Origin of the sequence: Modicisalibacter radicis (genome assembly GCF_900961225.1) — a bacterium.
In the GTDB taxonomy this organism is placed as follows: domain Bacteria; phylum Pseudomonadota; class Gammaproteobacteria; order Pseudomonadales; family Halomonadaceae; genus Modicisalibacter.
Window position 1 is genome coordinate 89,465 of the sequence record NZ_CAAHFN010000044.1, and the last position, 23,583, is coordinate 113,047.

Genomic DNA, 23,583 nt, shown 5'->3' on the forward strand with positions numbered 1-23,583 from the left:
GCGCCACCAGAGCGCTTCGCGAGGCAGGCGCCACTCAAGGCATCTTGCGATCCTCGACCTGCGAGGGTTCGACTCCGTCGTCCAACGGGTGGCCCTTGGCGAGTTCCGCGCGCGTGGCCCCGCGCACATCCAGCACCTCGAGTTCGTAGCGCAGCGTCTGCCCCGCCAGCGGATGGTTGGCGTCGACGGTGACCCGGCTATCGCCGACGGCGACGATCGTTACCGCCCGCGGGCCGTCCGGGCCCTGGGCCTGGAAGCGCATGCCCGGTGAAAGCTCACGGTTCTCGCCGAAGGCGCTGCGTGCCACATCCTGAATCAATGCCTCGTCGCGTTCGCCGTAGGCCTCCCTCGGGGGAAGCTCGACCCTCAACCGGTCGCCCGGTTCACGGCCGTCCAGCGCCCGCTCCAGGCCGGCCACGATATTGTCGTGGCCATGCAGATAACGCAGCGGCATATCGCGCCGGCGCGAATCGTCGAGCAGACGGCCATCGGAGCCGTTCAGGGTGTAGTGCAGGCTGACCACTTGCTGCAATGAGATCGGCATCGTTTCTCCTGGGTCATTCATGGCAATCCGCGACTCTGGCGGTTTACTGGCGGCGCAGATGGCCGATCGGCATTTCCAGCCGCTGCTGGCCATGCAACAGGTTGAGCAGCACGATCGCCCGCTCCTCGCCCTTCTGGCTTTCGAACACCGCCTGCAGGGCCCGGAACGGCCCATCGCTGATCTCGACCGTTTCACCGGCGCGAAAGTAGACGTTGGCGGTATGCGCCTCGGGCTGCCGGCCGGCGCTTTCCTGCAGGGTCGCCACCAGGGCGTCCTCGAGGGGCAGCGGCTCGTCACCGAACCCCACCAGCTTGAGCACGCCACGGGTCGAGCGGATCGGTCGCCAGTTGCTGTCGAGCCGGTCGAGGCGGATGAACAGGTAGTAGGGAAACAGCGGCTCATCGAGCCAGCACAGCTTGCCACGCCGCTGCTTCTGAATCTGCAGTACCGGATGGAATATCTCGTAGCCCTGGTTGTCCAGATGCTCGGCGGCACGAAACGATTCGCCGCCCTTGCACTGGATCAGATACCAGCGCGGCACGGCATCGGGGTTGGGCGTGGCTTGGCTGTCATTCGGTTCCCTCATCAGGCATCCTCGCGCTGTACCGTCACTGTCCTGGCCGCCGCCGGAGAGCGATCGGCGATTGATCCAACCTGCGGAAACCCCGTAAGTTAGCCGCTGGCCGCAGCCAGTCTAGCATCGATGCCCGCAAGCCTTGATGCCCTTGCGATCGCTTGTCACCGGCAGGAGAGCCCTTGCATGCCCCGCACCACCCCACGCCGTTCCTGGCGCGCCGCGCTGGCCGTCTATCGCCAGCCTGCGATCATCGCCATGCTGTTTCTGGGCTTTTCCGCGGGCCTGCCGTTTCTGCTGGTATTCTCGACCCTCACCGCCTGGCTGCGCGACGTCGACGTCGAGGTCGCGGCGATCGGCTTCTTCTCGTGGATCGGCATTCTCTATTCGATCAAGCTGTTCTGGGCGCCGGTGGTCGATCGCCTGGCGCTACCCCTGCTGACACGCTGGCTGGGCCAGCGGCGCGGCTGGATGCTACTGGCTCAGTCGGTCATCGCCGCTGGCCTGGTGGGGCTGGCCAGCATCGATCCACGCGACAGCCTGGCGGCCGTGGCCGTGCTCGCGCTGCTGGTCGCCTTCGGCTCGGCCACCCAGGACATCGTGATCGATGCCTTTCGCATCGAGTCGGCCAGCGAAACGGTCCAGGCGGCGATGGCCTCGACCTATATCATCGGCTATCGCGGCGGGCTGCTCGCCGCCGGCGCCGGGGCGCTGTACATCGCCGACATGGCCTCCTGGCACGCCGCCTACCTGAGCATGGCCGCGCTGGTCGGGGTCGGCATGCTGACCGTGTTGCTGCGCCCCGAGCCGCCGCGCGCCGCGCTGGCCGTGCAACTCGTCCACGAACCCCGCGTGCGACACTTCCTGCGCCAGGCGCAAAGCCGCCCTCGCTGGCAGCGCCGCCTCGGCGCCTGGGTGATCGGTGCCGTCGTCTGTCCGTTCACCGACTTCTTCAGCCGCTACGGCCGCCAGGCGTTGTGGTTGCTGCTGCTGGTAGGGATCTACCGGATCAGCGACCTGTCGATGGCGGCAATGGCCAACCCGCTGTACATCGACCTGGGCTTTTCGCTGTCGCAGATCGCCAACGTCACCAAGGTCTTCGGCATCGCCATGAGCATCGCCGGCGGCGTGCTCGGCGGGGTACTGGTGGTGCGCTACGGCGTCGCCACGATGCTGGTGATCGGCGCGGCGCTCGCCGCGGCCACCAACCTGCTGTTCGTCGCCCTGGCACTGGCCGGTGCCCAGCTGCCCATGCTGGTGATCACCATCATGGGCGACAACCTGGCCAACGGTCTGGCCAGCACGGTGTTCATCGCCTTCCTGTCGAGTCTGACGTCGCGCGCCTACACGGCAACCCAATATGCCCTGTTTTCATCGCTGATGACCCTGCCGGGCAAGTTCATCGGTGGCTTCTCGGGGGTGATCGTCGCCGGCCAGGGCTACAGCGCGTTCTTCCTGTGGGCGGCACTGCTCGGCCTGCCGGCGATCTGGCTGGCCTGGTGGCTCAGCCGCCGGCCCGGGGCGATCGACAGCGGCCGGATGCAACGGCCGACGGACGATTGATCAGTTCGAGTAGGAGCCCCGGACACCGCGACGCTGCTCGTCGAGCCATTTCAGCGCGCCGCGGGTGGCCAGCCACTGATCGCGCATCAGCGCCCGGTACTGCCAGGCTTCCGCGCGGGTGCCGGGCTCGGGGACCTCGACGGCCAGCGGCACCGGCTTGGGCCTTTCGGCGCACAGCATGGCGATGACATGGCTGTTGGTGTCCTGCACGGCGCTCAGCGAATCGCGGGCCTCGTCGAAACGCTCGAGACGGTACAGCGCCAGCACACGCCCCATCAGCACACCGAGCAGCGGCGATTCCTCGTCGGCCGGCGGCTGATCGCTGAGCGACACCGCCTCCTCGTCACGCCCCTCGCGCAGCAACTGGTCGAGCACCAGCTCGCGCAGCCCCAGGCTGTCGTGGTCGTCGAGGACCAGCAGGCGCTCGGCGAGATGGCGCGAACGCTCGCGATCGCCGCGCTCCATGCCCACCACCAGCGCCAATCCGGTGCGCAGCAGCACGGCATTGTCGGCATCGTCCCAGGCGAAGCGGCCACCCACCGCCTCGAGCTGATCGAGCCAGCGTTCGAAGCGCGCCGCCAACGGCGCGAAGAAACTCTCGGCCATCCACGGCAGGCTGCCGAAGCGGCTGGCCAGCGCCATGCTCAGGGCCTGCACCACGCGCGGCGAGTCCAGCCATTCGGGGTGGGCACAGAGAGCATTGAGCCAGTCACCGGCGTGCGGCCAGGGCTCGTCCTTGAAGCCCAGGGCCGCGTCCTCGTCGATCTCGACGTTGAACTCGGCCTGCCAGGCGGCATGCAGAGTGTCCTCGCGAGCCGCCGAATGATACGCCAGGTTGCCGTCGGCGTTGGTCTCGAAATGCAGCCGCGGCGCGGTGGGCAATGCCTCGAGCAGCGCCTGAAGGCTGGTCAGCGGCTCGGCCAGCCCCTCCTCGGAGTTGACCATCTGCTCGGCCAGGGTGGCGCCGGGGTTGTCGGCCAGATCGGCGAGAAACTGCAGTTGATCGGGATCCAGATCGCCCTGGCGCGCCAGCCGGCGGAACCAGAACCGTGCCCGCTCGCGCGCCTCGCGGGGATGGCCTTCATGGAGCAGCAGCATGGCCTCGATGTAGGCCAGCGTCGGCGAGTCGGGCAATGTCTGCTGGGCGCGCACGAAGGCCTCGCGGGCGCTGGCCAGATCGTCGCTGTCGAGGTGCATCAGACACAGCCGCTCCAACGCCACGCCACGCAGGAACAGCGGGCCGCGCTCGAGGATCGCGTCGAGCAACGCGGTCTTCTTGCGATGGAACCCGCGCTCCTGATAGATATCGATGAGCAGCTCGAAGGCCGGCTCGGCCTGTTCCGGCAAATGATCCCAGTCGGCGGCGTCGAACAGGGTCTCGAGCACCTGCTGGGCCCGCCCGCGCTGGCCACCCTCGGCGGCGATCAGACCGGCCTCGAGCAGCGCCTGGGCCGGCGCCCGGCCACTGTCGAGCGCCGCCTTGAGCGTCTCGCCCTTCCAGTCGCGCAGCGAGAGCATCCACATCAGGTGCGACGGAATCGCCCCGGGCAGCGTCACCGCGCCACAGCAGTCCTTGGTCTTGCGCCCAGAATCGCACCAGCACGGCTCGCCGGGGCCCGGCCGAGCCAGCGGCTCGCAGGCGAAGCCCTGACGTTCCAGCGGGGTCTGGTTCCACAACTCGGGGGCCAGCGCCTGGGCCATCGCCAGGTCGTCGCCGACATACTTCACGCCCTCCTGGCGCGCCCAGACCATCAGCGACGGATAATGCTCATGATCACGGATGGCAGCCAGCGCGCCCCCGGCATATCCCAGCAGCTGTTCCACCCACATCGCCAGCATGGCTTTCTCCTTGGAAAATCGGTCTCAGTCTAACATGGCTGGGCATCGGCGACCCATCGGCCGGGGGCGTCTATGGCGCGCCGCCGTGTGCGGTGCTAGGGTTAGCGCCTGCCGTCCAGCCATGAGGGAGCGCCCCCTTGCGTTTGCCGTTTCGCCGAGCCTCCCGCCCCGCCGCCGAGACACCGCAGGTACGCCTGGAGCGCGAGGGACGCGACGAAATACGCCGCATCACCGCGGCGGTGGAAAGGGTCCCCTGGACGGTCAATCTGCTGCAGATATTGTGGACCGCGGGGCCGGTCACGCTGCTCGGCGCCTGGGGCGGCTACCTGCTCGGCTACGGCAAGGCGCCGACCGCCGAAAACTACATCTTCTTCATCTCCTACACGGTGATCACCGGCGCCGCGGGTATCATCGCCAACCTGGCCCACAACCTGACCGGCGGACGCCGCGCCGAACGCACCGCGCACAAGATCGAGCGGGTCATCAAGAGCCTGCCCGAGCTGCTGCTGGTCACCCGCAACCTGATCGTCGAAAGCCTCGAGGGCGATGCCCGGCGACGCGAAGCCGCGGCGATGCTGTTGCGCAAGCAGGATATTTCGCCGGAAGGCGTCGAGCTGGCGGCCATCGAGCTGCTCGACGATCGCGACAGCGCACGGGTCATCGCCCAGATCGACATCTACCGGCGAGTCGGCCTGCATGCGCGCATCCAGGACCTGGTCGCGCGCTACGGCGAGACGCTGGAACCGCAGTTCGCCGCGATCGCCGAGCTGGCTCCCGAGGCCATGAAGCTGCTGCGCCAGCGCTTCGAGGGGCACGCCCCGGACCTGCGCGACGGCGTTCCCCGCGATACCAACTTCATCGAGCGCGTGCTGGCGGCCATCGAGCGCGACGACGAGCTGCTGATGACCCTGCAGGATGTCGAGGAGATGCTGATCCTCGCCTTCGAGCTGATCAGTGGCCGCAAGATCCCCATGCTGACCTTCGAGTACCGCGGCCGCTGGCGGCTGGCCCAGGCGCTCGATGGGCTCGAGGAGGCCCGCGCCCGCTATCGCATCGCCCAGGCCACCGGCCTGTCGCGGCTCAAGGCGCTGACCGCCTATCTGGCCGAGCAATCGGGCACGCTGATCGAGGATGCCGCCGCCGGCCTGCGCGCCGACGTGCTGCTCGAGCGTTCGCTGCAGGCCATGGACGCGCTCGCCGAGCAGACCCAGCACCTGGCCCCGACGGTCGCCGACGGCCCGCCCGAACGCCGCAGCCAGCTGCGCCACAAGGCCGAGCAGCTGACCAATGCCATACGCCTCTACAAGGCCGCCTACAGCGCCTACGAAGCAGTCGGGCGCAGCCATGCCCTGCTGCTCAAGCGTGCCGAACGCTGGGAGCATATCAGTGCCCGCATGGGGGACGAGAAGACCCGCCTGCGGCTGGGCCCCGGGCGCCGCGGCCTGCGCCTGCGCGAACACGTCATCGCCCTCGACGACGCCGCCAAGGCCGAGGTCTGCAAGCACCTCGCCAGGCATTTCGGCGCCGCCGGCATCGAGGAGCCTCAGCGTGCCCGCAGCCTCCAGCTCGAGCGCGATTCGCGAATCGCCGTGGACATCGATGCCGCCAAGCGCCTGGCCATCGAGATCGCCCTGGCGCTGGAGCCGCACATCCAGCTGTCGCGCCCGGAAGTGCAACGCGCCATCAACGGTTCCAACGCCGCCGATTTCGGCCAGCTCGAACCCAATCTGTCGGCCGCCGCCAAGGCGGCAATGGGTGCGGCAATGGTCAAGGAGATCGATGTCGACCTGTCGCGCACCGCGGAATCGCTGGCACTGGCGCTGGTCCGTCATTACCGGGTCGATCTCGACCCCGCCGCGAAGCGTTTCCTGATCGATCAATACGGCGCCCGCGAGGCCACCCTGAACATGTTGAGCAACTACCAGGCCAGCCAATACCGCGACTCTCGCAACGTCAGCTTCCTCAGCCAGCGTCCACCAGCGGTCAGCCCACCGCGTCGCGACTGGTATCGCGCGCTGGTTCAGGCCAAGCGGGCGCTTGCTTCGAACAAGTCATGACTCGCCGCCGCACAACCGGCATAATGCCTCCGACTGTATATGGATACACTCCCACCACCGGCTCGTCGGAAACCTCGCCATGCGCCTGATCATCGCCGAGAAACCCAGCCTGGCCCGCGCCATCGCCGAGGCCCTGCCCGGCGCCCCGCAGCGCTTGGAAGGCGCGCTGCGTGTCGGCGACGACGTCGTCAGCTGGTGTTTCGGTCACCTGCTCGAACAGGCCGCCCCCGATGCCTACGAGGCACGCTTCAAGCAGTGGCGCCTCGACCATCTGCCGATCGTCCCCGAGCAGTGGCGGCTGACGCCGCGCCCCAAGGCACGCGGGCAGCTCAAGGTATTGCGCGGTCTGCTCAAGCAGGCCGACGAGGTGATCCACGCCGGCGATCCCGACCGCGAAGGCCAGTTGCTGGTCCAGGAAGTGATCGAGCATCTCGGCTGGCGAGGCCGCGTACAGCGGCTGTTGATCAGCGACCTCAACCGCCCGGCAGTACAGCGCGCGCTGGCCGGCCTCGAGGATAACCGGGCCTACCAGGCGCTTTTCCGTGCCGCCGAGGCGCGCTCCCGCGCCGACTGGCTGTACGGCATCAACCTGACCCGCGCCTGGACGCTGACCGGGCGCCAGGCCGGCCACGACGGGGTGCTCTCGGTGGGCCGGGTGCAGACCCCGGTACTCGGCCTGGTGGCGCGTCGCGACCTGGAGATCGCCGCCTTCGAACCGCGCCCCTTCCATGTGCTGTGGGCGGATTTCCGCGTCGCCGCCGGCACCGTCCGCGGCTGGTGGCAGCCCGGCGAAGATCATCCGCTCGACGACCAGGGCCGGCTGCTCGAGCGCTCACCGGCCGAGGCGCTGCTAGCCAAGCTGCCCGGCGCGCCGGGCCGGCTCGACAGCCTGGAGAGCCAGGACAAGCGCCAGGCGGCGCCACTGCCCTATTCGCTGTCGGCGCTGCAGGTCGACGCCGCGCGTCGCCACCGGTTGTCCGCCAAGCAGGTGCTGGACACCTGCCAGGCGCTCTACGAGCGTCACCAGTTGATCACCTACCCGCGTTCCGACTGTCGCCACCTGCCCGAGGCGCACTGGGCCGAGGCCAGGCGCACCTTGAGCAGCGCCTGCCAGAACGACGACACGCTGCGCGGATGGCTGGCCGGCGCCGATTTCGGCCGTCGCTCCAGGGCCTTCAACGACAAGCAGGTCGGCGCCCACCATGCGCTGGCGCCCACCGGCAAGCCGGCCGATCTGGCACGGCTGTCGAGCGCCGAGGCGAATGTCTTCCGCTTGATCGCCCGCAACGTGCTGGCCCAGTTCTATCCCGCACTCGAGACCCGCGAGGTCAAGGCGACCTTCCGGGTGCTCGACGAACGCTTCCGCGCCCAGGGCCGCGAGATCCGCGTCGCCGGCTGGAAGCCGCTGTTCACCACCCGCGACGAGGCGCCCCCGCTGCCGCCTCTCACCGAAGGCGAGCCGACCACGGTCGACGAGGCGGGCATCGACGACAAGCTGACCCGACCGCCCGAGCCATTCACCGACGCCAGTCTGATCAAGGCGATGATGAACATCGCCCGCTACGTCGACGACCCGGCGGTCAAGCGCACCCTGCGCGATACCGACGGGCTGGGCACCGAAGCGACCCGTGCCGGGATCATCGAGACGCTGCTGACCCGCGGCTACCTGGTGCGTCAGGCCGGCGCGCTGCGCGCCACCCGCACCGGCCAGGCATTGATCGCTGCGCTGCCCGAGGCCGCCACGCGCCCCGAACGTACCGCGCTTTGGGAACAGCGACTGCGGGCGATCGCCGAGGGTGACGACCAGCCCGCGCCGTTCATCGATGCCCTGGTGAACGATGTGCGTCAACTGCTGACGGCCGCCGATGCCCAGCGCATGCGCCAGGCGCTGGGCAGCGCCGAAGGCTTCGCCGGCGCACCGCCCAAGCGGCGCCGGGGCTCGGGCACCGCCAGGTCGACCGGCAAACGCCGCCCCGCGCGCAAGCCGGCCTCGCGCAGCAAGTCATGAACGCCGCTCCCTGGCTTATCCTCGGCGCCGGTTCCCTGGGCCGACTGCTGGCGTGCCGGCTGGCGGGTCATGTCCAACTGGCACTGCTCGGCCGCCAGGCCAGCACGGCGCCGTTACTGCTGACCGACCCGGCCGGCGCACAGAGCGCCCAATCCATTGCCCGGCTGCGCCTCGATCAGGCGCCATCGACGCCGGCGATGGTGCACATCACCACCAAGAGTCATGCCGTCGAGCCGGCGCTGCGCGAACTGGCACCGCATGTCGCTGCCACAACCCCGCTGGTGCTGTGGCAGAACGGCTACCGGGTCCAGCAGCCCCTGACCCGACGCTGGCCGGGTCCGGTACTCTGTGCCACCACCAGCGAAGGCGCGTATACCGACGGCGCCGACGGCGTGGTGCACGCCGGACACGGCCACACCTTCATCGGCCATCTCGATGGCGAGCACAGCGCCTTGGCCTCGCAGGTTGCCAGCGTTCTCGACAGCGCCGGACTGGCCTGCGAGGCGAGCGGCGACATTCGCCGCCGCCTGTGGCACAAGCTGGCAGTCAACGCCGCGATCAATCCACTGGTGTCGATCCACCGGGTTCGCAATGGCGAGCTACGCGATCCCATTTATCGGCCACGGGTCGAAGCGGTGATTGCCGAAGTGGCGACGATCATGGATGCGGAAGGAATCGCGCCCCCCGAAGCGGGCTGGGCGACGATGGTCTGGCGGGTGATCGAGGCGACGGCCGGCAACCGCGCCTCGATGCTGCAGGACGTGCTCGCCGGGCGGCCCACCGAGCGCGAGGCGATTCTCGCCCCGCTGCTCGACGCCGCGACACGCCACGGGCTAGACGTGCCGGTACTCACGGAACTCTACCGCCACACGCCGGGCTGATCGCCCGAAGCCCGTAGCTCGCAGCCCGCCCTAACCGGTGTTGCGCAGGCCGGCGGCGATCCCCGCCATTGTCACCATCAGCGCCCGCGACAGCGCCGGGCTGATCGCGCCGTCGGCATCGCGATTACGCTGCAGCAACTCGGCCTGAAGGCCGTGCAGCGGATCGATATAGGGGTTGCGCACTTCGATCGCCTGACGGATCAGCGGCGTACCCTCGAGCAGCTCGTCCTGGTCGAGCACCGACAGCAATACGCCATGCAGCCGCCGCAGCCGGTCGCGCAACGACCCGCCCAGTGCCTGAAGGGCCGGCTCGTCGACCAGGCGGTGTTCGTAGTATTCGGCGATGTTCAGGTCGGCCTTGGCGAGCAGCATCTCGAGCATGTCCAGATAGGTCCCGAAGAACGGCCAGTTCTCGCGCATCTCGCGCAACCGGGCCAGGCCGTCGGGCTCCTCGAGCCGGGTCGCGAAGGCCTCGCCACTGCCCAGCCAGGCCGGCAGCATCAAGCGGGTCTGGGTCCAGGCGAAGATCCACGGAATCGCCCGCAGCGACTCGACACCACCTTCCTGACGGCGCTTGGCCGGCCGCGAGCCCAGCGGCAGCCGGCCCAGCGCGCCTTCCGGAGTGACCGCGCGGAAATAGGGCACGAAATCGGGATCCTCGCGTACCACGCCGACATAGGCGCCGTGGGCGATGCCCGCCAGGCGGTCCATCTCCTCGCGCCATTCCGGTTGCGGGTCCGGCGGCGGCAGCAGTGTCGCCTCGAGCACGGCACAGGCGTAGATCTCCATCGAACGCAGCGCGATGTCGGGCTGGCCGAACTTGAAACGGATCATCTCGCCCTGTTCGGTGACGCGCAGGCTGCCATTCACCGAGCCGGGTGGCTGCGACAGGATCGCCGCGTGAGCCGGGCCGCCACCCCGGCCCACGGTGCCGCCGCGGCCATGGAACAGCGTCAGGTCGACGCCATGACGACGGCAGACCGTGACCAGCGTTTCCTGCGCGCGGTACTGGGCCCAGGCGGCGGCCAACTGACCGGCGTCCTTGGCCGAGTCGGAATAGCCGATCATGACTTCCTGGCTGTCGCCGGCGAGCCTGCGGTAGCCGGGCAGCGACAACAGCTGGTCGATGACCTCACCGGCACGGTTCAAGTCGTCGAGGGTCTCGAACAGCGGCGCGATCGGCAGGCGCACGTCACCGCCGACCTCCTTCATCAGCAGCGCCACGCTCAGCACGTCGGAGGGATGGCCGGCCATCGAGATGACATAGGTACCCAGCGCCTCGCGGTGCTCGTTGGCGACCACGCGAAAGGTATCGATCACTTCGCGGGCCTCGCCGGAGCAATCCCAGCGCCGCGGAATCAGCGGGCGCGGCGACATCAGTTCCTCGAGCAGGAACTCCTGGCGACGGGGCTCATCCCACTCCTGATAGCGCCCCAGGCCCAGATAGTCGGTCAACTCGTCGAAGACCTGCGAGTGACGCGTCGACTCCTGGCGGATATCGAGCTTGGTCAACGACACGCCGAACACCGCGACGCGGCGCAGGGTATCCAGCAACACGCCGTTGGCGATGGTATCGAGGCCGACATCGCACAGCGAGCGGTAGCAGGTCAAAAGCGGTGCGTAGAGCTGGTCGCGGGTCTCGATGATCGGCCCACCGTCGTAGGGCACGCCGTCGAGGCACGCCTGGGCCCAGTCGCGAGTCGCCTCGACCCGGGCGGTGAGCCGTTTGAGCAGCGCTCGATAGGGCTCGGGCTCGTCGCCGACCTCGGCCTTGAGTGCGCTGTTGGCCTTCCACATCGACAGCTCGGCCTTCAGCTGCTCGAGATCGCGCAGGTACAGGTCGGCGGCCATCCAGCGTCCCAGCAGCAACACCTCGCGAGTGACCTTGGCAGTGACGTTGGGGTTGCCGTCGCGATCGCCGCCCATCCAGGAGGCGAAACGCAGTGGCGCGGCATCCAGCGGCAGGCGTTCGCCGGCGGATTCGAGCAGCAGGTTGTCGAGATCGCGGTGGAAATCGGGCACCGCCTGCCACAGCGAGTTCTCGATCACCGCGAAGCCCCACTTGGCCTCGTCCACCGGCGTGGGCCGTTCGTGACGGATCTCGTCGGTGTGCCAGGCCTGGCTGATCAGTTCCTGCAGGCGGCTGCGAATCCGCGAGGCCTTCTCGGGGTAATCGATGGCTCCCTCCATCGAGGTCAGACAGCCATCGATGGCGTCGTATTTCTGGATCAGCGTGCGCCGGATGACCTCGGTAGGGTGCGCGGTCAGCACCAGCTCGACACGCATGCCGGCGAGCGTCTCGACCAGCTGGCGCGGGCCGTACCCGGCCCGGTTGGCGCGGCCGAGCAGCTCGCCGAGCACCGGCTGCGAGCCCGGCTTGTAGTCCTCGACGCGACGAAACCGCGCACGATAGTGCTGCTCGGCGATGTTGGCCAGATTGAGGAACTGGTTGAAGGCCCGGGTCACCGGCAGCAGGTCGTGCTCGGGCAATGCCCGCAGGTATTCGATCAACTCGCGCTGCGAGCCGCCCTCGCCCTGACGGCCGCCCTTGGCCAGGCCACGGATGGCCTCGATCTTGTCGACGAAGCCGGGTCCCAGATCGTCGGCGATGGTATGCCCCAGACAGTCGCCCAGCACGCGAACGTTGTCGCGCAGCGATTCGTGCAGGTCGTCACTCATTGAGGCTCTCCTCGGTCGGGTTCTTTTCGCGGCGTTTGGCGTCTTCCCAGTGCCGGTTCATCTCATCCAGCGAGGCACTGCCGGGCGCGTGGCCATCCTCGCTCAGCCGGCGCTCGACATGCCGGAAACGCCGCTCGAATTTACGGTTGGTGGCGCGCAGCGAGTGCTCGGGGTCGGCCTTGAGCCGGCGGGACAGGTTGACCACCGCGAACAGCAGATCGCCGACCTCTTCACGGGTGTGATCGTCATCGTTCGCGGTCATCGCCGCCTCGACCTCGGCGAGTTCCTCGCGGATCTTGGCGATCGCTCCCCGGGTATCCGGCCAATCGAAGCCGACTCGGGCCGCACGCTTGGACAGCTTGTTGGCACGGGACAGCGCCGGCAATGCGAGCGGCACGTCGTCCAGTGCCGAGACGGCGTCTCGATCTTCGCGCTCGGTGGCCTTGCGCGCTTCCCAGCTGGCCTTGACCTGACGGGTCTCGACCTCGGCCGCGCTCACCCCGCTGCGCCGCGAAGCCAGGGTGCCATCGGGAAACACATGCGGATGGCGGGCGAGCATCTTGGCGGTCAGCGTATCGACCACGTCGTGGAAGTCGAAACGCCCCTCTTCAACGCCGAAACGGCTGTAATAGACCACCTGGAACAACAGATCGCCGAGTTCGCCGGGCAACTCGTCGAAGGCACGGCGCTCGATGGCGTCGGCGACCTCGTAGGCTTCCTCGAGGGTGTGCGGGACGATGCTCCGCCAATCCTGCGCGACGTCCCACGGGCAGCCGTACTGCGGGTCGCGCAACACCGCCATCAGCTCTAGCAGATCGTCGAGCGTATGGCGCGGACGCGGCGGCGTGCGCTGGCTCATCGCCTGGCTCCTCGAGCGCCGCTGCGCAGACGCTTGACGTCGATGACATTGGGCAACTGCTGGATGCGCGAGAAGATCCGCCCCAGCGATTCGAGGCCATCGACTTCCAGGTTGATGGTCATCCGGGCGACATTGTCGTCCTTGTCCGTGGCGGTGTTGACGCCCATCACATTGACCTTGTCGTTGCTCAGCACATTGGTCACGTCGCGCAGCAGACCGGAACGGTCCCAGGCCTCGATCTGCATCACCACCGGATACTGGGTCCGCGCCTGGTCGCCCCATTCCACATCGACGATGCGTCCCGGTTCCTCGTTGCGCAACTGCAGAATGTTCGGGCAGTCCTGGCGATGGATGGTCACCCCGCGCCCCTGGGTGATGTAACCGATGATCTGCTCACCCGGCACCGGATGGCAGCAGTTGGCCATGGTGGTCTTGAGGTTGCCCACGCCGAGCACGGTGATGCCCTCGCCCGGCGCCTTGGCCGAACGCTTGGGCTTGGCCAGCAGCCGGTCGAGCTGTTCCTCGTCGTCGGTATCGCCGAACAGTTGCTGCGCCTGGTGCAATACCTGGCCGATGCGCAGATCGCCGGCGCCGATCGCCGCGTACATGTCCTCCGGCGTCTGGTAGTTGACCGCCTTGGCCAGGGTTGGCAGGTCGAACCCCTCGAGGTCGAGGCGCCGAAACTCCTTCTCGAAGATCGCCCGACCCTCGTCGAGATTCTGGTCGCGGGCCTGATGCTTGAACCACGACTGGATCTTGGCGCGCGCCCGCGAGGTCTTGACGAACCCCAGGTTGGGGTTGATCCAGTCGCGGCTCGGCCCGCCCTTGGTGGCGTTGAGTATCTCGACCTGCTGGCCGGTCTTGAGCCGGTAGGTCAACGGCACGATCCGCCCGTTGACCTTGGCGCCGCGACAGCGATGGCCGATCTCGGTGTGCACGCGGTAGGCGAAGTCGATCGGCGTGGCCACCCGCGGCAGGTCGATGACGTGCCCGTCCGGCGTGAACACGTAGATGCGATCCGGCGCCACGTCGCTCGACAGCCCCTCGCGCAGATCGCCGATATCGCCGACCTCGTCCTGCCACTCGAGCACCTGGCGCAGCCAGGCGATCTTCTCCTCGTAGCTGCGGCTCTTGCCGTCGACGTCATGGCCCTTGTAGCGCCAGTGCGCGCAGACGCCAAGCTCGGCCTCCTCGTGCATGGCAAAGGTGCGAATCTGGATCTCCAGCACCTTGTTCTGCGGGCCGATCAGCGCGGTATGCAACGACTGGTAGCCGTTCTTCTTGGGGTTGGCGATGTAGTCGTCGAACTCGTTGGGCACGTGGTGCCAGCGCGAGTGGACGATCCCCAGCGCGGTATAGCAATCGGCGACTTCGGGCACCAGGATGCGCACCGCGCGCACGTCGTAGACTTCCGAGAAGTCGATGTGCTTGCGCTGCATCTTGCGCCAGATCGAATAGATGTGCTTGGCCCGGCCGGTGACGTCGTAGCGGGCGATACCGTGCTGATCGAGCAGCGACTTGAGCGTGCCGACCACGTCCTGGATGTAGTGATCGCGATCGACGCGCTTCTCGGCGAGAAGCTTGGCGATCGCCTTGTAGTCCACCTCGTGCAGGTAGCGGAACGACAGGTCCTCGAGCTCCCACTTGAGATGGCCGATACCCAGCCGGTGCGCCAGCGGCGCGTAGATGTCGAACACCTCGCGGGCCACGCGCAGCTGCTTGTCGCGGGGGGCATCCTTGACCTGACGCAGCGCGCAGGTGCGCTCGGCGATCTTGATCAGCGCGACGCGCACGTCGTCGATCATGGTCACCAGCATCTTGCGCAGGTTTTCCTGCTGATTGTGCTGCGAGAGCCCCTGGCTGGGCGTCTGCTGCTGACTGATCGCCGCCATGTTGAGCACGCCGTCGATCAGCCTGGCGACGTCGGCCCCGAAGCGCTTCTCGATCGCCTCCAGGGCGATCAGCCCCTCGCGCACCGCGCGGTACAGGACGGCCGCCTCGAGCACTTCCTGGTCGAGTCGCAGCTCGCCGAGGATGTCGGCCATCTCGAGCCCGGTGCGAAAGCTCGAACCATCCTCGAGCCAGGCCTTGTGCGGTTTCTCGGCCTCCCGGGCGAGTCGGTCGGCCAGCTCGCAGGCCGCCTTCATGTCGTCGACGTCGCGCAGGGCCACGTCGTCCTGCAGTCGCTCCAGCCAAAGCGCGATATCCACGCCTCCCTGACCAGTCAACGGCTGGTCTTCACGAACCTTGACCATCGCCTCGGGTCCCTCCCGTCGTTGTTCTATTGCAGCGTGCCGCCGCGGCTAGCGCTGCGTATCGCGCCGGTCGCCACGTTCGAAGAGCACCAGCGACTCGAGATGCGCCGTCTGCACGAACATGTCGGCGACCGCCGCACGACTGATGCGGTAGCCGGCCTGCACTAGGCGCGCCGCATCGCGCGCCAGCGTGGCCGGATCGCAGGCTACGTACAGTACCCGCGCCACGCCACTGGCCGCCAACGCGCGACATACCGCCTCGGCGCCTTCGCGCGGCGGGTCGAGAACCACCACGTCCGGGCTCGGCTCGAAGCGCGGCGGCGCGGCCAGATCGGCCCGGCGAGCCTCGACATTCGTCAATTCATTGCGGCGGGCGTTGTCGGCAAGCCGCTCGACCATCGCCGGGCTGCCCTCCACGGCGGTCACCTCGGCGGCATGCAGGGCCAGCGGCAGCGAAAAGTTGCCCACCCCGGCGAACAGGTCGAGTACGCGCTCCTCGCCGCTCAAGTCGAGCCAGTCGAGCGCCGTATCGACCATCAGGCGATTGACCTCGGCATTGACCTGCAGGAAATCGCCAGCGGCATAATTCAGGCTTAGCCGGCGCTCGCCACAGGTCAAGCCATAACCCAGCTCGGCCGGTTCGCCGAGCCAGCGCCAGACGGGCGCCTCGCGTCCCACCAGCCAGGCGACGTGCACGTCGTGGGCCCGCCCCCAGGCCTGCCAGGCGTGGGCGTCGGCCGGATTGTCGCGCAACTGGCGCACCACCACGACACGCTGCCGATCGCCGGCCAGCAGCTCTAGGTGGCCGACGTGACGCGGCGCGTCGAGGCTGGCGAGCCGCTCGCGCAGCGGCGCGATCAGCGCGTCGAGCCGCCCCTCCAGAATAGGACAGCGTCCGATATCCACCAGATGATGGCTGGCCCGAGCGCGAAACCCCAGATGCACCCCGCCATCGCTGTCGAGCTTGACACCGAGCCGCGCCCGTCGCCGATAACCGAGGGCGGCGCCCGCCAGCAGCGCGGGTGGCTCGGCAAGCTCGATCCCCTGGCTAGCCAACTGCTCGATGAGCACCTCGCGCTTGTGTCGGCGCTGCGCCGACAGCGCCAGATGCTGCAGATCGCAGCCGCCGCACTGCGCATAATGCGGGCATGGCGGCGAGGCGCGTTCGGGCGAGCGCTCGTGCCAGCGGCGCACATGGGCCTCGTCGAAGCGCTTGCGACGGCGATGCACGGCGATCTCCACGCGCTCACCCGGCAACGCGCCCGTGACGAACAGCGTCTTGCCGTCGGCGGCATGCGCCACGCCACGCCCTTCGTGTGAAAGGCGCTCGATGACCACGCCCTCCTCGGCAGAGGCGCCGGCACCGGAGGGCGTGGCGACACTCGGCGATGGCGACCGCGCCGCGCGCGCGGGTCGTTTCTTGCCCAGCATGGCCATGGCTAGACGCCGGGCGCGAACAGGCCCGTCGACAGGTAGCGATCGCCCCGGTCGCAGACGATGAACGCGATCACGGCATTCTCGAGGCGTTCGGCGATGCGCAGCGCCCCGGCCAGCGCGCCGCCCGACGAGACGCCGGCGAAGATGCCCTCCTCGCGCGCCAGGCGGCGCATGTGCTCCTCGGCCTCGCGCTGGCCGATATCCAGCACGCTGTCGACCCGCGAGGCCTCGAAAATGCTCGGCAGATAGGCCTCGGGCCAGCGCCTTATGCCGGCGATGCTCGCGCCGTCGGAGGGCTGCAGGCCGACGATCCGGACCTGCGGGGCGACCTCCTTGAGATAGCGCGACACGCCCATGATGGTCCCGGTGGTGCCCATCGAACTGATGAAATGGGTCAGCGTGCCTTCGGTCTGACGCCACAGCTCGGGGCCGGTACCGCGATAGTGCGCCAACGGGTTGTCGGGATTGGCGAACTGGTCGAGCGGCTTGCCCTCGCCCTTGGCGACCATGCTGTCGGCCAGATCCCGGGCGCCCTCCATGCCCTGCTGCCTGGTCACCGTGATCAGCTCGGCGCCGTAGGCGGCCATCGCCTGCTTGCGCTCGCTGGAGGCGTTGTCGGGCATGATCAGCACCATCCGGTAGCCCTTGATCGCCGCCGCCATGGCCAGGGCGATACCGGTGTTGCCCGAGGTCGCCTCGATCAGCGTGTCGCCGGGGCGGATCTCGCCGCGGGCTTCGGCCTCGCGGATCATCGACAATGCCGGGCGGTCCTTGACCGATCCCGCCGGATTGTCGCCCTCCAGCTTGGCCAGCAGGGTGTTGTTGCGACCGGCGGTGATGCGCTGCAGACGCACCAGCGGCGTGTTGCCGACCGTATCTTCGAGAGTGGGAAATTGCATCAACGCTTCCTTTAAGCCCATCGCCAGCGGGCGCGCAGTCGTCGCCCCCGGACCTCAGCGATAAAAATTACCTGCATTATATCCTTGCCATCCGGCACTGGACAGGCAGACCGCCTCGCTGTGGCATACTCTGCGCATCATGTCGTCAGCGAGAAGCCCCATGTCCCTGCGTCTTCGTCTGTGTCTCGCCCTGCTGGTCGCGCCGCTGCTGCTGCTCTTGCTGTTCGGCGCCTGGCAGTTGCAGCAGGACGCCGAACAACGCCGCACTGCCCTGACAACGCGACTGACCGATAGCCTGGCCCTGCTGCGCGACCCCGCGGCGGCGGATCCGATGAACGAAGGCGACAGGCTGGCAGCGGGTCTGCTGAGCCTCGACGAAGTCCGCGGGGCTACCCTTCGGACGAACGATGGCCGGGCACTCCAGCATTTCGGCACCGGGCGGCCGGCGCCGACGACGCCCACGCAGGCGGGCCTCGCCCAGCGCGCCGAGCATTGGCATCTTCAACTGCCGCTGGCGATACGCGGTGGGGCCCAGTCGCCCCTGTGGCTCGATTTGACACTACGCGACAGCGTGCTCGCCCTGCCCTATTACCGCCAGTTGACGCAGTTCATCCTCGCCTGGCTGGCGGCGGCATTGCTGCTTGGCGGGCTCTGCTACCGGCTCTACGGGCGCCTGTTCGCCACCCTGGACGACCAGCGCGATGCCCTGCAACGCCTCTATGCCGGCGACTACGCGTTCCGGCTGCGGCCCGGCGGCCCACGGGAACTGAAGACGACCAGCGCCGCGATCAACGCACTCGGCGAGCATCTTCAGGCCGCCCAGGAGGAGATGCGCCAACAGGTCGAACAGGCCACCGCCGACCTGCGCGAGTCGATGGATACCATCGAGATCCAGAACATCGAGCTCGATGGCGCGCGTCGCCGGGCGCTGGAGGCCAACCGCGTCAAGTCCCAGTTCCTCGCCAACATGAGCCACGAGATCCGCACCCCGCTGAACGGCATCATCGGCTTTTGCCGGCTGCTGGGGCGCAGCCAACTCGACGACCACCAGCGCGAATGGCTCAAGCACATCGAAATGGCCTCGACCAACCTGCTGTCACTGATCAACGACATCCTCGACTTCTCCAAGATCGAGGCCGGCAAGCTACGGCTCGCCTCGGTCGAGCTCGACATGCCCGACCTGGTCGACGAGGTGCTCATCCTGCAGGCCCCCGACGCCCAGCAGAAGGACCTGCAGCTATTGAGCCTGGTCTATGACGATGTGCCCCGGGCCCTGCTCGGCGATCCGCTGCGCATCAAGCAGGTACTCACCAACCTGGTTCACAACGCGGTGAAATTCACCGCGCGTGGCGAAGTGATCGTGCGCGTCCAGGTCGATGAATTGCGCGGCAATGAAGCCACGCTCAGCTTCAAGATCAGCGACACCGGCCCCGGCCTGGCCGACGATGTCCGTCAGCAGCTGTTCCAGCCATTCACCCAGAGTTCGACCGCCAGCCCCGGCCAGGTCGGTGGCACCGGCCTGGGCCTGATGATCTGCAAGCAGCTGGTCGAGCAGATGGGGGGCGCCATCGAGGTCGCCACGCAACCGGAACAGGGCACGACCTTTACCGTCTCGCTGCCCCTGCGGATCGCCCCGCGCGCGGTGCAGCGCCCGCCGGCCATCAACCTGGCGGGCCTGCGCATCGCTATCCACGAGCCGCACGCCCTGACACGCCAGGCCCTCGCCCACCTGCTGCAGGGCTGGGGCGCCGAGGTGGATGTGCTGACCGCCCACCCCGCCGACGAGGGACTCGCCACGGATACCCGACTGGTCATCGTGGCACTCCGCCACGGCGAGCTGACCTCCCAGGTACTGCGGCTGCGCCAGAAGCTAGCCGGCTTGCCCTGCTGTCGCCTGCTGTTGCTGGTCAACGGCGAGCCGCAGACCAGCGATGAAGCGCTCATCCTGCCCGAGGGCGTCCGGTTGTTCTACAAGCCGCTGACCCGGTCTCGCCTGGCCCAGGCGCTCAAGCCGCTGCTCGGCGATGCGCCTGCCGCCCTGCTGCCCCATGCGCCGTGCGATCAGCAGCACGACGCGCCCCGCGTATTGGCGGTCGACGACATCGAAACCAACCGCCTGCTGGTCGGCGAGCTGCTGGCCCAGCTCGGCGTTGACAGCGTACTCGCCGAAAGCGGCGAGGAGGCGCTGGCGCTGGCCAGCGGACAACGCTTCGACCTGGTGTTGATGGACATCCGCATGCCGGGCATGAGCGGACTGGAAACGATGGCGGCGCTACGCCGCCTGGGCGGCGCCTGGAGCCACTGCCCGTTCGTCGCGCTGACCGCTCACGCCATGCCCAACGACTCGCAGGAACTGATCGCCGCCGGCATGCAGGAGGTGCTTACCAAACCGCTGGATACCGATGCCCTGGAGGACTTGCTGACCGATTACCTGGGCCTGACGTTGCCGGCACAGCCGAGGCCCGACGTCACCACGCCCGACATCGACGACGAGCTTCCCGCGGTCGATGAAGAGCTGGGCGTGACTCTCGCCGGCGGCCGCCGGGAATTGGCCGAGCGCATGCTGGAAGGGTTGCTCGAGAGCCTCGACGCCAGCGAGGCCGAACTGCGGCAGAGTTACGCCAGCGGCGACACGACGGCCTTTCTCGATGCCGTGCATCATCTCAACGGCGCCTGCCGCTACTGCGGGGTGCCGCAACTGGCGCTGGTCGCCGAAACCCTGGAATCGCGCCTGCGCGCTCAGGGCATCGGCGCGGTGGATGACGTGTTCATGACCCTGTTGCAGGCGATGCAACGCCTGCGCGACTGGCGCGCCAGCCGAACCACGCCGGCCTAACGCGGCCTGGCTCCCGGATCGGCTTTTGCTAGCGGGTTTCGCCGTGGTCGTGCTCATGGCCGTCGTCCAGCGACGCCACGAACCCGGCCTCGTAGCCGGCGATGGCCAAACGCTTCATCTCGACCACGGCCTCCTTGAGACCCACGAACAGCGCCCGGGCGATGATCGCATGGCCGATGTTGAGTTCGTTGAGACCGGGTATCGCGGCGATCGCCTCGACATTGTGATAATCGAGGCCATGCCCGGCATTGACCACCAGGCCCAGCTCCAGGGCCAGCTCGGCGGCCGCCGCGACACGGGCATGCTCGATGCGCGCGGTCTCGCCACGGGCTTCGGCATAGGCGCCGGTGTGCAGCTCGACCACCGGCGCGCCGACCTCGTACGCGGCGCGAATCTGTTCCGGTTCGGGATCGATGAACAGCGACACTTCGCAGCCGGCGGCGGTCAACCGCTCGCAGGCGGCGGCGATCGTCCCGCGGGAGCCGACGACGTCCAGCCCGCCTTCGGTGGTCAACTCCTCACGCTTCTCGGGTACCAGGCAGACGTGCGCAGGGCGTACGCGCTCGGCGAAAGCGATCATTTCCTCGGTGACCGCCATCTCCAGGTTCATGCGGGTATTGAGCATCTCGGCCAGACGCACCACGTCGGCGTCCTGGATATGACGCCGGTCCTCGCGAAGGTGCAGGGTGATTCCATCGGCACCGGCCTGTTCGGCGAGCAGCGCGGCCTGGACCGGGTCGGGATAGCGCGTACCGCGCGCCTGACGAAGAGTGGCGATGTGATCGATGTTGACGCCGAGCAGGATCCGCGGGGGCAGCATGCTTGTCTCCTTGGTGGAATTGATCATGAAGGTCTGCGTTCAGTGTCGCCGACGCGCCGCCAGCTGTCGCATCAATTCCCGCGAGCGTAGCGGCTTCGCCCCCAGCAGAGGCGCCAGCGCCGCCCGCGTCAACGCCTTGGCGACGCCCGCCAGCCCCGGGCTCGCCCAGTCGCCCTGGGCGAGCAGCCGCAGGGTGCGGCCGTCGATGCCGGTCTCGTCACCGGCACGCTGGAAGTGGCGTTGCGAGGCTCGGTAGACATAGCGCGCCTGAGGATCCAGTTCGCGCTCATCCAGATCGCGGAAGATCGGCTCGGCGTCGAGCGACTCGAGCAGCGTGACCTCGAGCCGACGCAGCGCCGCCGCACGCCGTGCAGGTACCGGCAGTTCGCCGAGCAGGGCCGTGTAGAAGGCAAACACCTCGGCGACGGGCAGCAGCGGCGGCAGCAGGCGGGTCAACAGCTCGTTGGCGTAGAGGCCGCACAACAGCCCCTCGCCGGCCAGCAGGCTGGCCGAGCCGCCCGACTCCATCAATCGCAGTCGCTTGAGTTCGTTGTCGCCGCTCCAGGTCACATGTAGCGGCGCGAACGGTTGCAGCCGCGAGCGGCTCTTGCTGCCGGCGCGCTGGACGCCCTGGGCCACGGCTCGCACGCGGCCGTGTTCCAGGGTGAGCAGATCGACCAGCGCACTGGTCTCGCGGTAGGGACGCTTGTGCAGCAGATACGCCGGCTGGGGCTGCATGCTCAATCCAGATTGTAGCCCAGGCTCTTGAGCGCCCGATCGTCATCCGACCAGCCGCGCTTGACCTTGACCCACAGGTTGAGCATCACCTTGGCACCGAAGGCCCGCTCCATCTCCAGGCGCGCCTCGCGGCCGATGTTCTTGATGCGCTCGCCGTTCTCGCCGATCAGGATCTTCTTCTGCCCCGGGCGCTCGACCAGCATCAGTGCACTGATGTGGATGACGCGCTGCTCATCGCGAAACTCCTCGATCTCGACGGTCATCTGGTACGGCAACTCATCGCCGAGTTGGCGCATGACCTTTTCGCGCACCAGCTCGGCGGCCAGGAAACGCTGGCTGCGATCGGTGATCTGGTCTTCGGGGAAGTAATGGATGCTTTCCGGCAGGTACTTGGCGACCTCGTTCTCCAGCTCGGGCACGTTACTGCCGTGCTTGGCCGACAACGGCAGGATCGCGGCGAACTCGCGCTTGGCCTGCAGTTTCTCGAGCCAGGGCAGCAGGTCGCTCTTGTCGTCCATGCGGTCGACCTTGTTGACCGCCAGGACCACCGGCGCCTTGACGTGGGTGAGCTTGTCCAGCACCACGTCGTCCTCTTCCGTCCAGCGAGTGCGATCGATCAGGAAGACCACGCAGTCGACGTCACGCAACGCCTGGGTCGCCGCCTGATTCATGAAGCGGTTGATGGCCTTGTTGCGGTCTCTGGACTGGATATGCATGCCGGGCGTATCGACATAGATGAACTGCGCATCGTTCTCGGTCTTGATGCCCATCACCTGGTGGCGCGTGGTCTGCGGGCGCCGCGAGGTGATCGATATCTTCTGGCCGAGAATGCGGTTCATCAGTGTCGACTTGCCGACATTGGGACGGCCGACGATGGCGACGAATCCACAGGTCTGCTGGCTCATGATCGGCCTCCTCGCGGGTCGAGCAGGGCCAGCGCTTTCTGCGCGGCTTCCTGCTCGGCATGGCGTCGGCTCGACCCCACGCCCAGGGTGTGGTCGTCGAGCATGTCGATGTGACACTCCACGGTGAAGGTCTGGGCATGCGCCTCGCCCTCCACGGAGATCACGTCATAGCGTGGCAGCGGTGCCTGACGCGACTGCAGGAATTCCTGCAAGCGTGTCTTGGGATCCTTCTGGGTGTCGAGCAGATCGATCGACTCCAGGCGGGTGCCGTACCAGGCGAGAATCCGCGCCTTGACCGCATCCATGCCGGCGTCCAGATAGATGGCACCGATCACTGCCTCCATGGCGTCGGCGAGTATCGATTCGCGCCGAAAACCGCCGCTCTTCATCTCGCCGGATCCCAGCCGGAGCTGTTCACCGACCTCGAATTCGCGGGCCAGCTCGGCCAGCGTCTGGCCCTTGACCAGGCGTGCCCGCAGCCGCGAGAGCTGACCTTCGCGGGCCTGGGGAAAGCGCTGAAACAGCGCCTCGCCGATGACGAAGTTGACGATCGAATCGCCCAGGAATTCCAGGCGCTCGTTGTTGTCCCCGCCGTAGCTGCGATGGGTCAGGGCCAGCTCCAGCAGGCTCGCATCGCGGAAACGATAGCCGATGCGGCGACTGAAGGCATTGTGGGAAGTGCTCACGAA

17 protein-coding genes are annotated in these 23,583 nt (G+C 67.8%); 5 read left to right on the forward strand and 12 right to left on the reverse strand.

Features of this window, described 5'->3' with window-relative positions; translation table 11 throughout:
* Positions 1-34: 34 nt before the first annotated feature.
* Positions 35-544 (reverse strand): FKBP-type peptidyl-prolyl cis-trans isomerase, encoded by a 510-nt coding sequence (locus tag HR9077_RS02670; protein ID WP_136064860.1) that lies wholly within the window; start codon positions 542-544, stop codon positions 35-37.
* A gap of 43 nt (positions 545-587) precedes the next feature.
* Positions 588-1,130 (reverse strand): transcription/translation regulatory transformer protein RfaH, encoded by a 543-nt coding sequence (gene rfaH, locus HR9077_RS02675; RefSeq protein WP_136064862.1) that lies wholly within the window; start codon positions 1,128-1,130, stop codon positions 588-590.
* Between the two features lie 174 nt (positions 1,131-1,304).
* On the opposite strand from rfaH, the gene HR9077_RS02680 reads away from it, so the two are divergent.
* Positions 1,305-2,681 carry an AmpG family muropeptide MFS transporter gene (locus HR9077_RS02680; protein WP_136064864.1) on the forward strand — a complete coding sequence of 459 codons (1,377 nt, stop codon included), beginning with the start codon at positions 1,305-1,307 and terminating at the stop codon, positions 2,679-2,681.
* Here the strand turns inward: HR9077_RS02680 and HR9077_RS02685 are convergent, their stop codons facing one another.
* Complete coding sequence (locus HR9077_RS02685; RefSeq protein WP_136064867.1) at positions 2,682-4,520, reverse strand: SEC-C domain-containing protein; 1,839 nt, start codon at positions 4,518-4,520, stop codon at positions 2,682-2,684. It lies immediately after the preceding gene.
* 137 nt (positions 4,521-4,657) lie between these two features.
* Between HR9077_RS02685 and HR9077_RS02690 the strand changes: the two genes are divergently transcribed.
* The 3 genes from HR9077_RS02690 (at position 4,658) to HR9077_RS02700 (ending at position 9,466) form a co-directional block, all read left to right on the forward strand.
* Entirely contained in the window at positions 4,658-6,577 is a 1,920-nt protein-coding gene (locus HR9077_RS02690) for a hypothetical protein (RefSeq protein WP_136064869.1), read from the forward strand.
* Positions 6,578-6,656: 79 nt separating this feature from the next.
* On the forward strand, positions 6,657-8,585 hold the full coding sequence (locus HR9077_RS02695; RefSeq protein WP_136064871.1) for a DNA topoisomerase III: 1,929 nt from the start codon (positions 6,657-6,659) through the stop codon (positions 8,583-8,585).
* Positions 8,582-9,466 carry a ketopantoate reductase family protein gene (locus HR9077_RS02700; RefSeq protein WP_136064873.1) on the forward strand — a complete coding sequence of 295 codons (885 nt, stop codon included), beginning with the start codon at positions 8,582-8,584 and terminating at the stop codon, positions 9,464-9,466. The genes HR9077_RS02695 and HR9077_RS02700 overlap by 4 nt, the downstream gene beginning before the upstream one ends.
* Positions 9,467-9,496: 30 nt before the next feature.
* On the opposite strand, the gene ppc is transcribed toward HR9077_RS02700, so the two are convergent.
* The 5 genes from ppc to cysM are packed head-to-tail and all read right to left on the reverse strand — an operon-like array spanning position 9,497 to position 17,595.
* Positions 9,497-12,145: a phosphoenolpyruvate carboxylase gene (gene ppc / locus HR9077_RS02705; RefSeq protein ID WP_136064875.1), complete on the reverse strand. Its 2,649-nt coding sequence runs from the start codon at positions 12,143-12,145 to the stop codon at positions 9,497-9,499.
* On the reverse strand, positions 12,138-13,004 hold the full coding sequence (gene mazG, locus HR9077_RS02710; protein WP_136064877.1) for a nucleoside triphosphate pyrophosphohydrolase: 867 nt from the start codon (positions 13,002-13,004) through the stop codon (positions 12,138-12,140). Before mazG ends, ppc begins: the two co-directional genes overlap by 8 nt.
* On the reverse strand, positions 13,001-15,259 hold the full coding sequence (gene relA / locus HR9077_RS02715) for a GTP diphosphokinase (protein WP_136064879.1): 2,259 nt from the start codon (positions 15,257-15,259) through the stop codon (positions 13,001-13,003). The genes mazG and relA overlap by 4 nt, the downstream gene beginning before the upstream one ends.
* Positions 15,260-15,307: 48 nt before the next feature.
* Entirely contained in the window at positions 15,308-16,696 is a 1,389-nt protein-coding gene (locus HR9077_RS02720; protein ID WP_136064881.1) for a methyltransferase domain-containing protein, read from the reverse strand.
* Positions 16,697-16,698: 2 nt separating this feature from the next.
* Complete coding sequence (gene cysM, locus HR9077_RS02725) at positions 16,699-17,595, reverse strand: cysteine synthase CysM (RefSeq protein WP_136064883.1); 897 nt, start codon at positions 17,593-17,595, stop codon at positions 16,699-16,701.
* Positions 17,596-17,755: 160 nt separating this feature from the next.
* Between cysM and HR9077_RS02730 the strand changes: the two genes are divergently transcribed.
* On the forward strand, positions 17,756-20,431 hold the full coding sequence (locus HR9077_RS02730) for an ATP-binding protein (protein ID WP_136064885.1): 2,676 nt from the start codon (positions 17,756-17,758) through the stop codon (positions 20,429-20,431).
* 28 nt (positions 20,432-20,459) lie between these two features.
* On the opposite strand, the gene pdxJ is transcribed toward HR9077_RS02730, so the two are convergent.
* From pdxJ to rnc, 4 genes are read right to left on the reverse strand one after another with little or no spacing between them, the layout of a single operon-like run.
* Complete coding sequence (gene pdxJ / locus HR9077_RS02735) at positions 20,460-21,251, reverse strand: pyridoxine 5'-phosphate synthase (RefSeq protein ID WP_136064887.1); 792 nt, start codon at positions 21,249-21,251, stop codon at positions 20,460-20,462.
* 39 nt (positions 21,252-21,290) lie between these two features.
* Positions 21,291-21,989 carry a DNA repair protein RecO gene (gene recO, locus HR9077_RS02740; protein ID WP_136064889.1) on the reverse strand — a complete coding sequence of 233 codons (699 nt, stop codon included), beginning with the start codon at positions 21,987-21,989 and terminating at the stop codon, positions 21,291-21,293.
* A 2-nt stretch (positions 21,990-21,991) separates the two neighbouring features.
* Positions 21,992-22,894 carry a GTPase Era gene (era, locus tag HR9077_RS02745; RefSeq protein ID WP_136064891.1) on the reverse strand — a complete coding sequence of 301 codons (903 nt, stop codon included), beginning with the start codon at positions 22,892-22,894 and terminating at the stop codon, positions 21,992-21,994.
* On the reverse strand, positions 22,891-23,580 hold the full coding sequence (gene rnc / locus HR9077_RS02750) for a ribonuclease III (RefSeq protein WP_136064893.1): 690 nt from the start codon (positions 23,578-23,580) through the stop codon (positions 22,891-22,893). The genes era and rnc overlap by 4 nt, the downstream gene beginning before the upstream one ends.
* Positions 23,581-23,583 lie beyond the last annotated feature (3 nt).

Bases quoted from the DNA above. Each gene is read 5' to 3' on its own strand.
- HR9077_RS02670 (WP_136064860.1), bottom strand. From the start codon at position 544: ATGCCGATCTCATTGCAGCAAGTGGTCAGCCTGCACTACACCCTGAAC.
- rfaH (WP_136064862.1), bottom strand. From the start codon at position 1,130: ATGAGGGAACCGAATGACAGCCAAGCCACGCCCAACCCCGATGCCGTG.
- HR9077_RS02680 (WP_136064864.1), top strand. From the start codon at position 1,305: ATGCCCCGCACCACCCCACGCCGTTCCTGGCGCGCCGCGCTGGCCGTC.
- HR9077_RS02685 (WP_136064867.1), bottom strand. From the start codon at position 4,520: ATGCTGGCGATGTGGGTGGAACAGCTGCTGGGATATGCCGGGGGCGCG.
- HR9077_RS02695 (WP_136064871.1), top strand. From the start codon at position 6,657: ATGCGCCTGATCATCGCCGAGAAACCCAGCCTGGCCCGCGCCATCGCC.
- HR9077_RS02700 (WP_136064873.1), top strand. From the start codon at position 8,582: ATGAACGCCGCTCCCTGGCTTATCCTCGGCGCCGGTTCCCTGGGCCGA.
- ppc (WP_136064875.1), bottom strand. From the start codon at position 12,145: ATGAGTGACGACCTGCACGAATCGCTGCGCGACAACGTTCGCGTGCTG.
- mazG (WP_136064877.1), bottom strand. From the start codon at position 13,004: ATGAGCCAGCGCACGCCGCCGCGTCCGCGCCATACGCTCGACGATCTG.
- relA (WP_136064879.1), bottom strand. From the start codon at position 15,259: ATGGTCAAGGTTCGTGAAGACCAGCCGTTGACTGGTCAGGGAGGCGTG.
- HR9077_RS02720 (WP_136064881.1), bottom strand. From the start codon at position 16,696: ATGGCCATGCTGGGCAAGAAACGACCCGCGCGCGCGGCGCGGTCGCCA.
- cysM (WP_136064883.1), bottom strand. From the start codon at position 17,595: ATGCAATTTCCCACTCTCGAAGATACGGTCGGCAACACGCCGCTGGTG.
- HR9077_RS02730 (WP_136064885.1), top strand. From the start codon at position 17,756: ATGTCCCTGCGTCTTCGTCTGTGTCTCGCCCTGCTGGTCGCGCCGCTG.
- pdxJ (WP_136064887.1), bottom strand. From the start codon at position 21,251: ATGCTGCCCCCGCGGATCCTGCTCGGCGTCAACATCGATCACATCGCC.
- recO (WP_136064889.1), bottom strand. From the start codon at position 21,989: ATGCAGCCCCAGCCGGCGTATCTGCTGCACAAGCGTCCCTACCGCGAG.
- era (WP_136064891.1), bottom strand. From the start codon at position 22,894: ATGAGCCAGCAGACCTGTGGATTCGTCGCCATCGTCGGCCGTCCCAAT.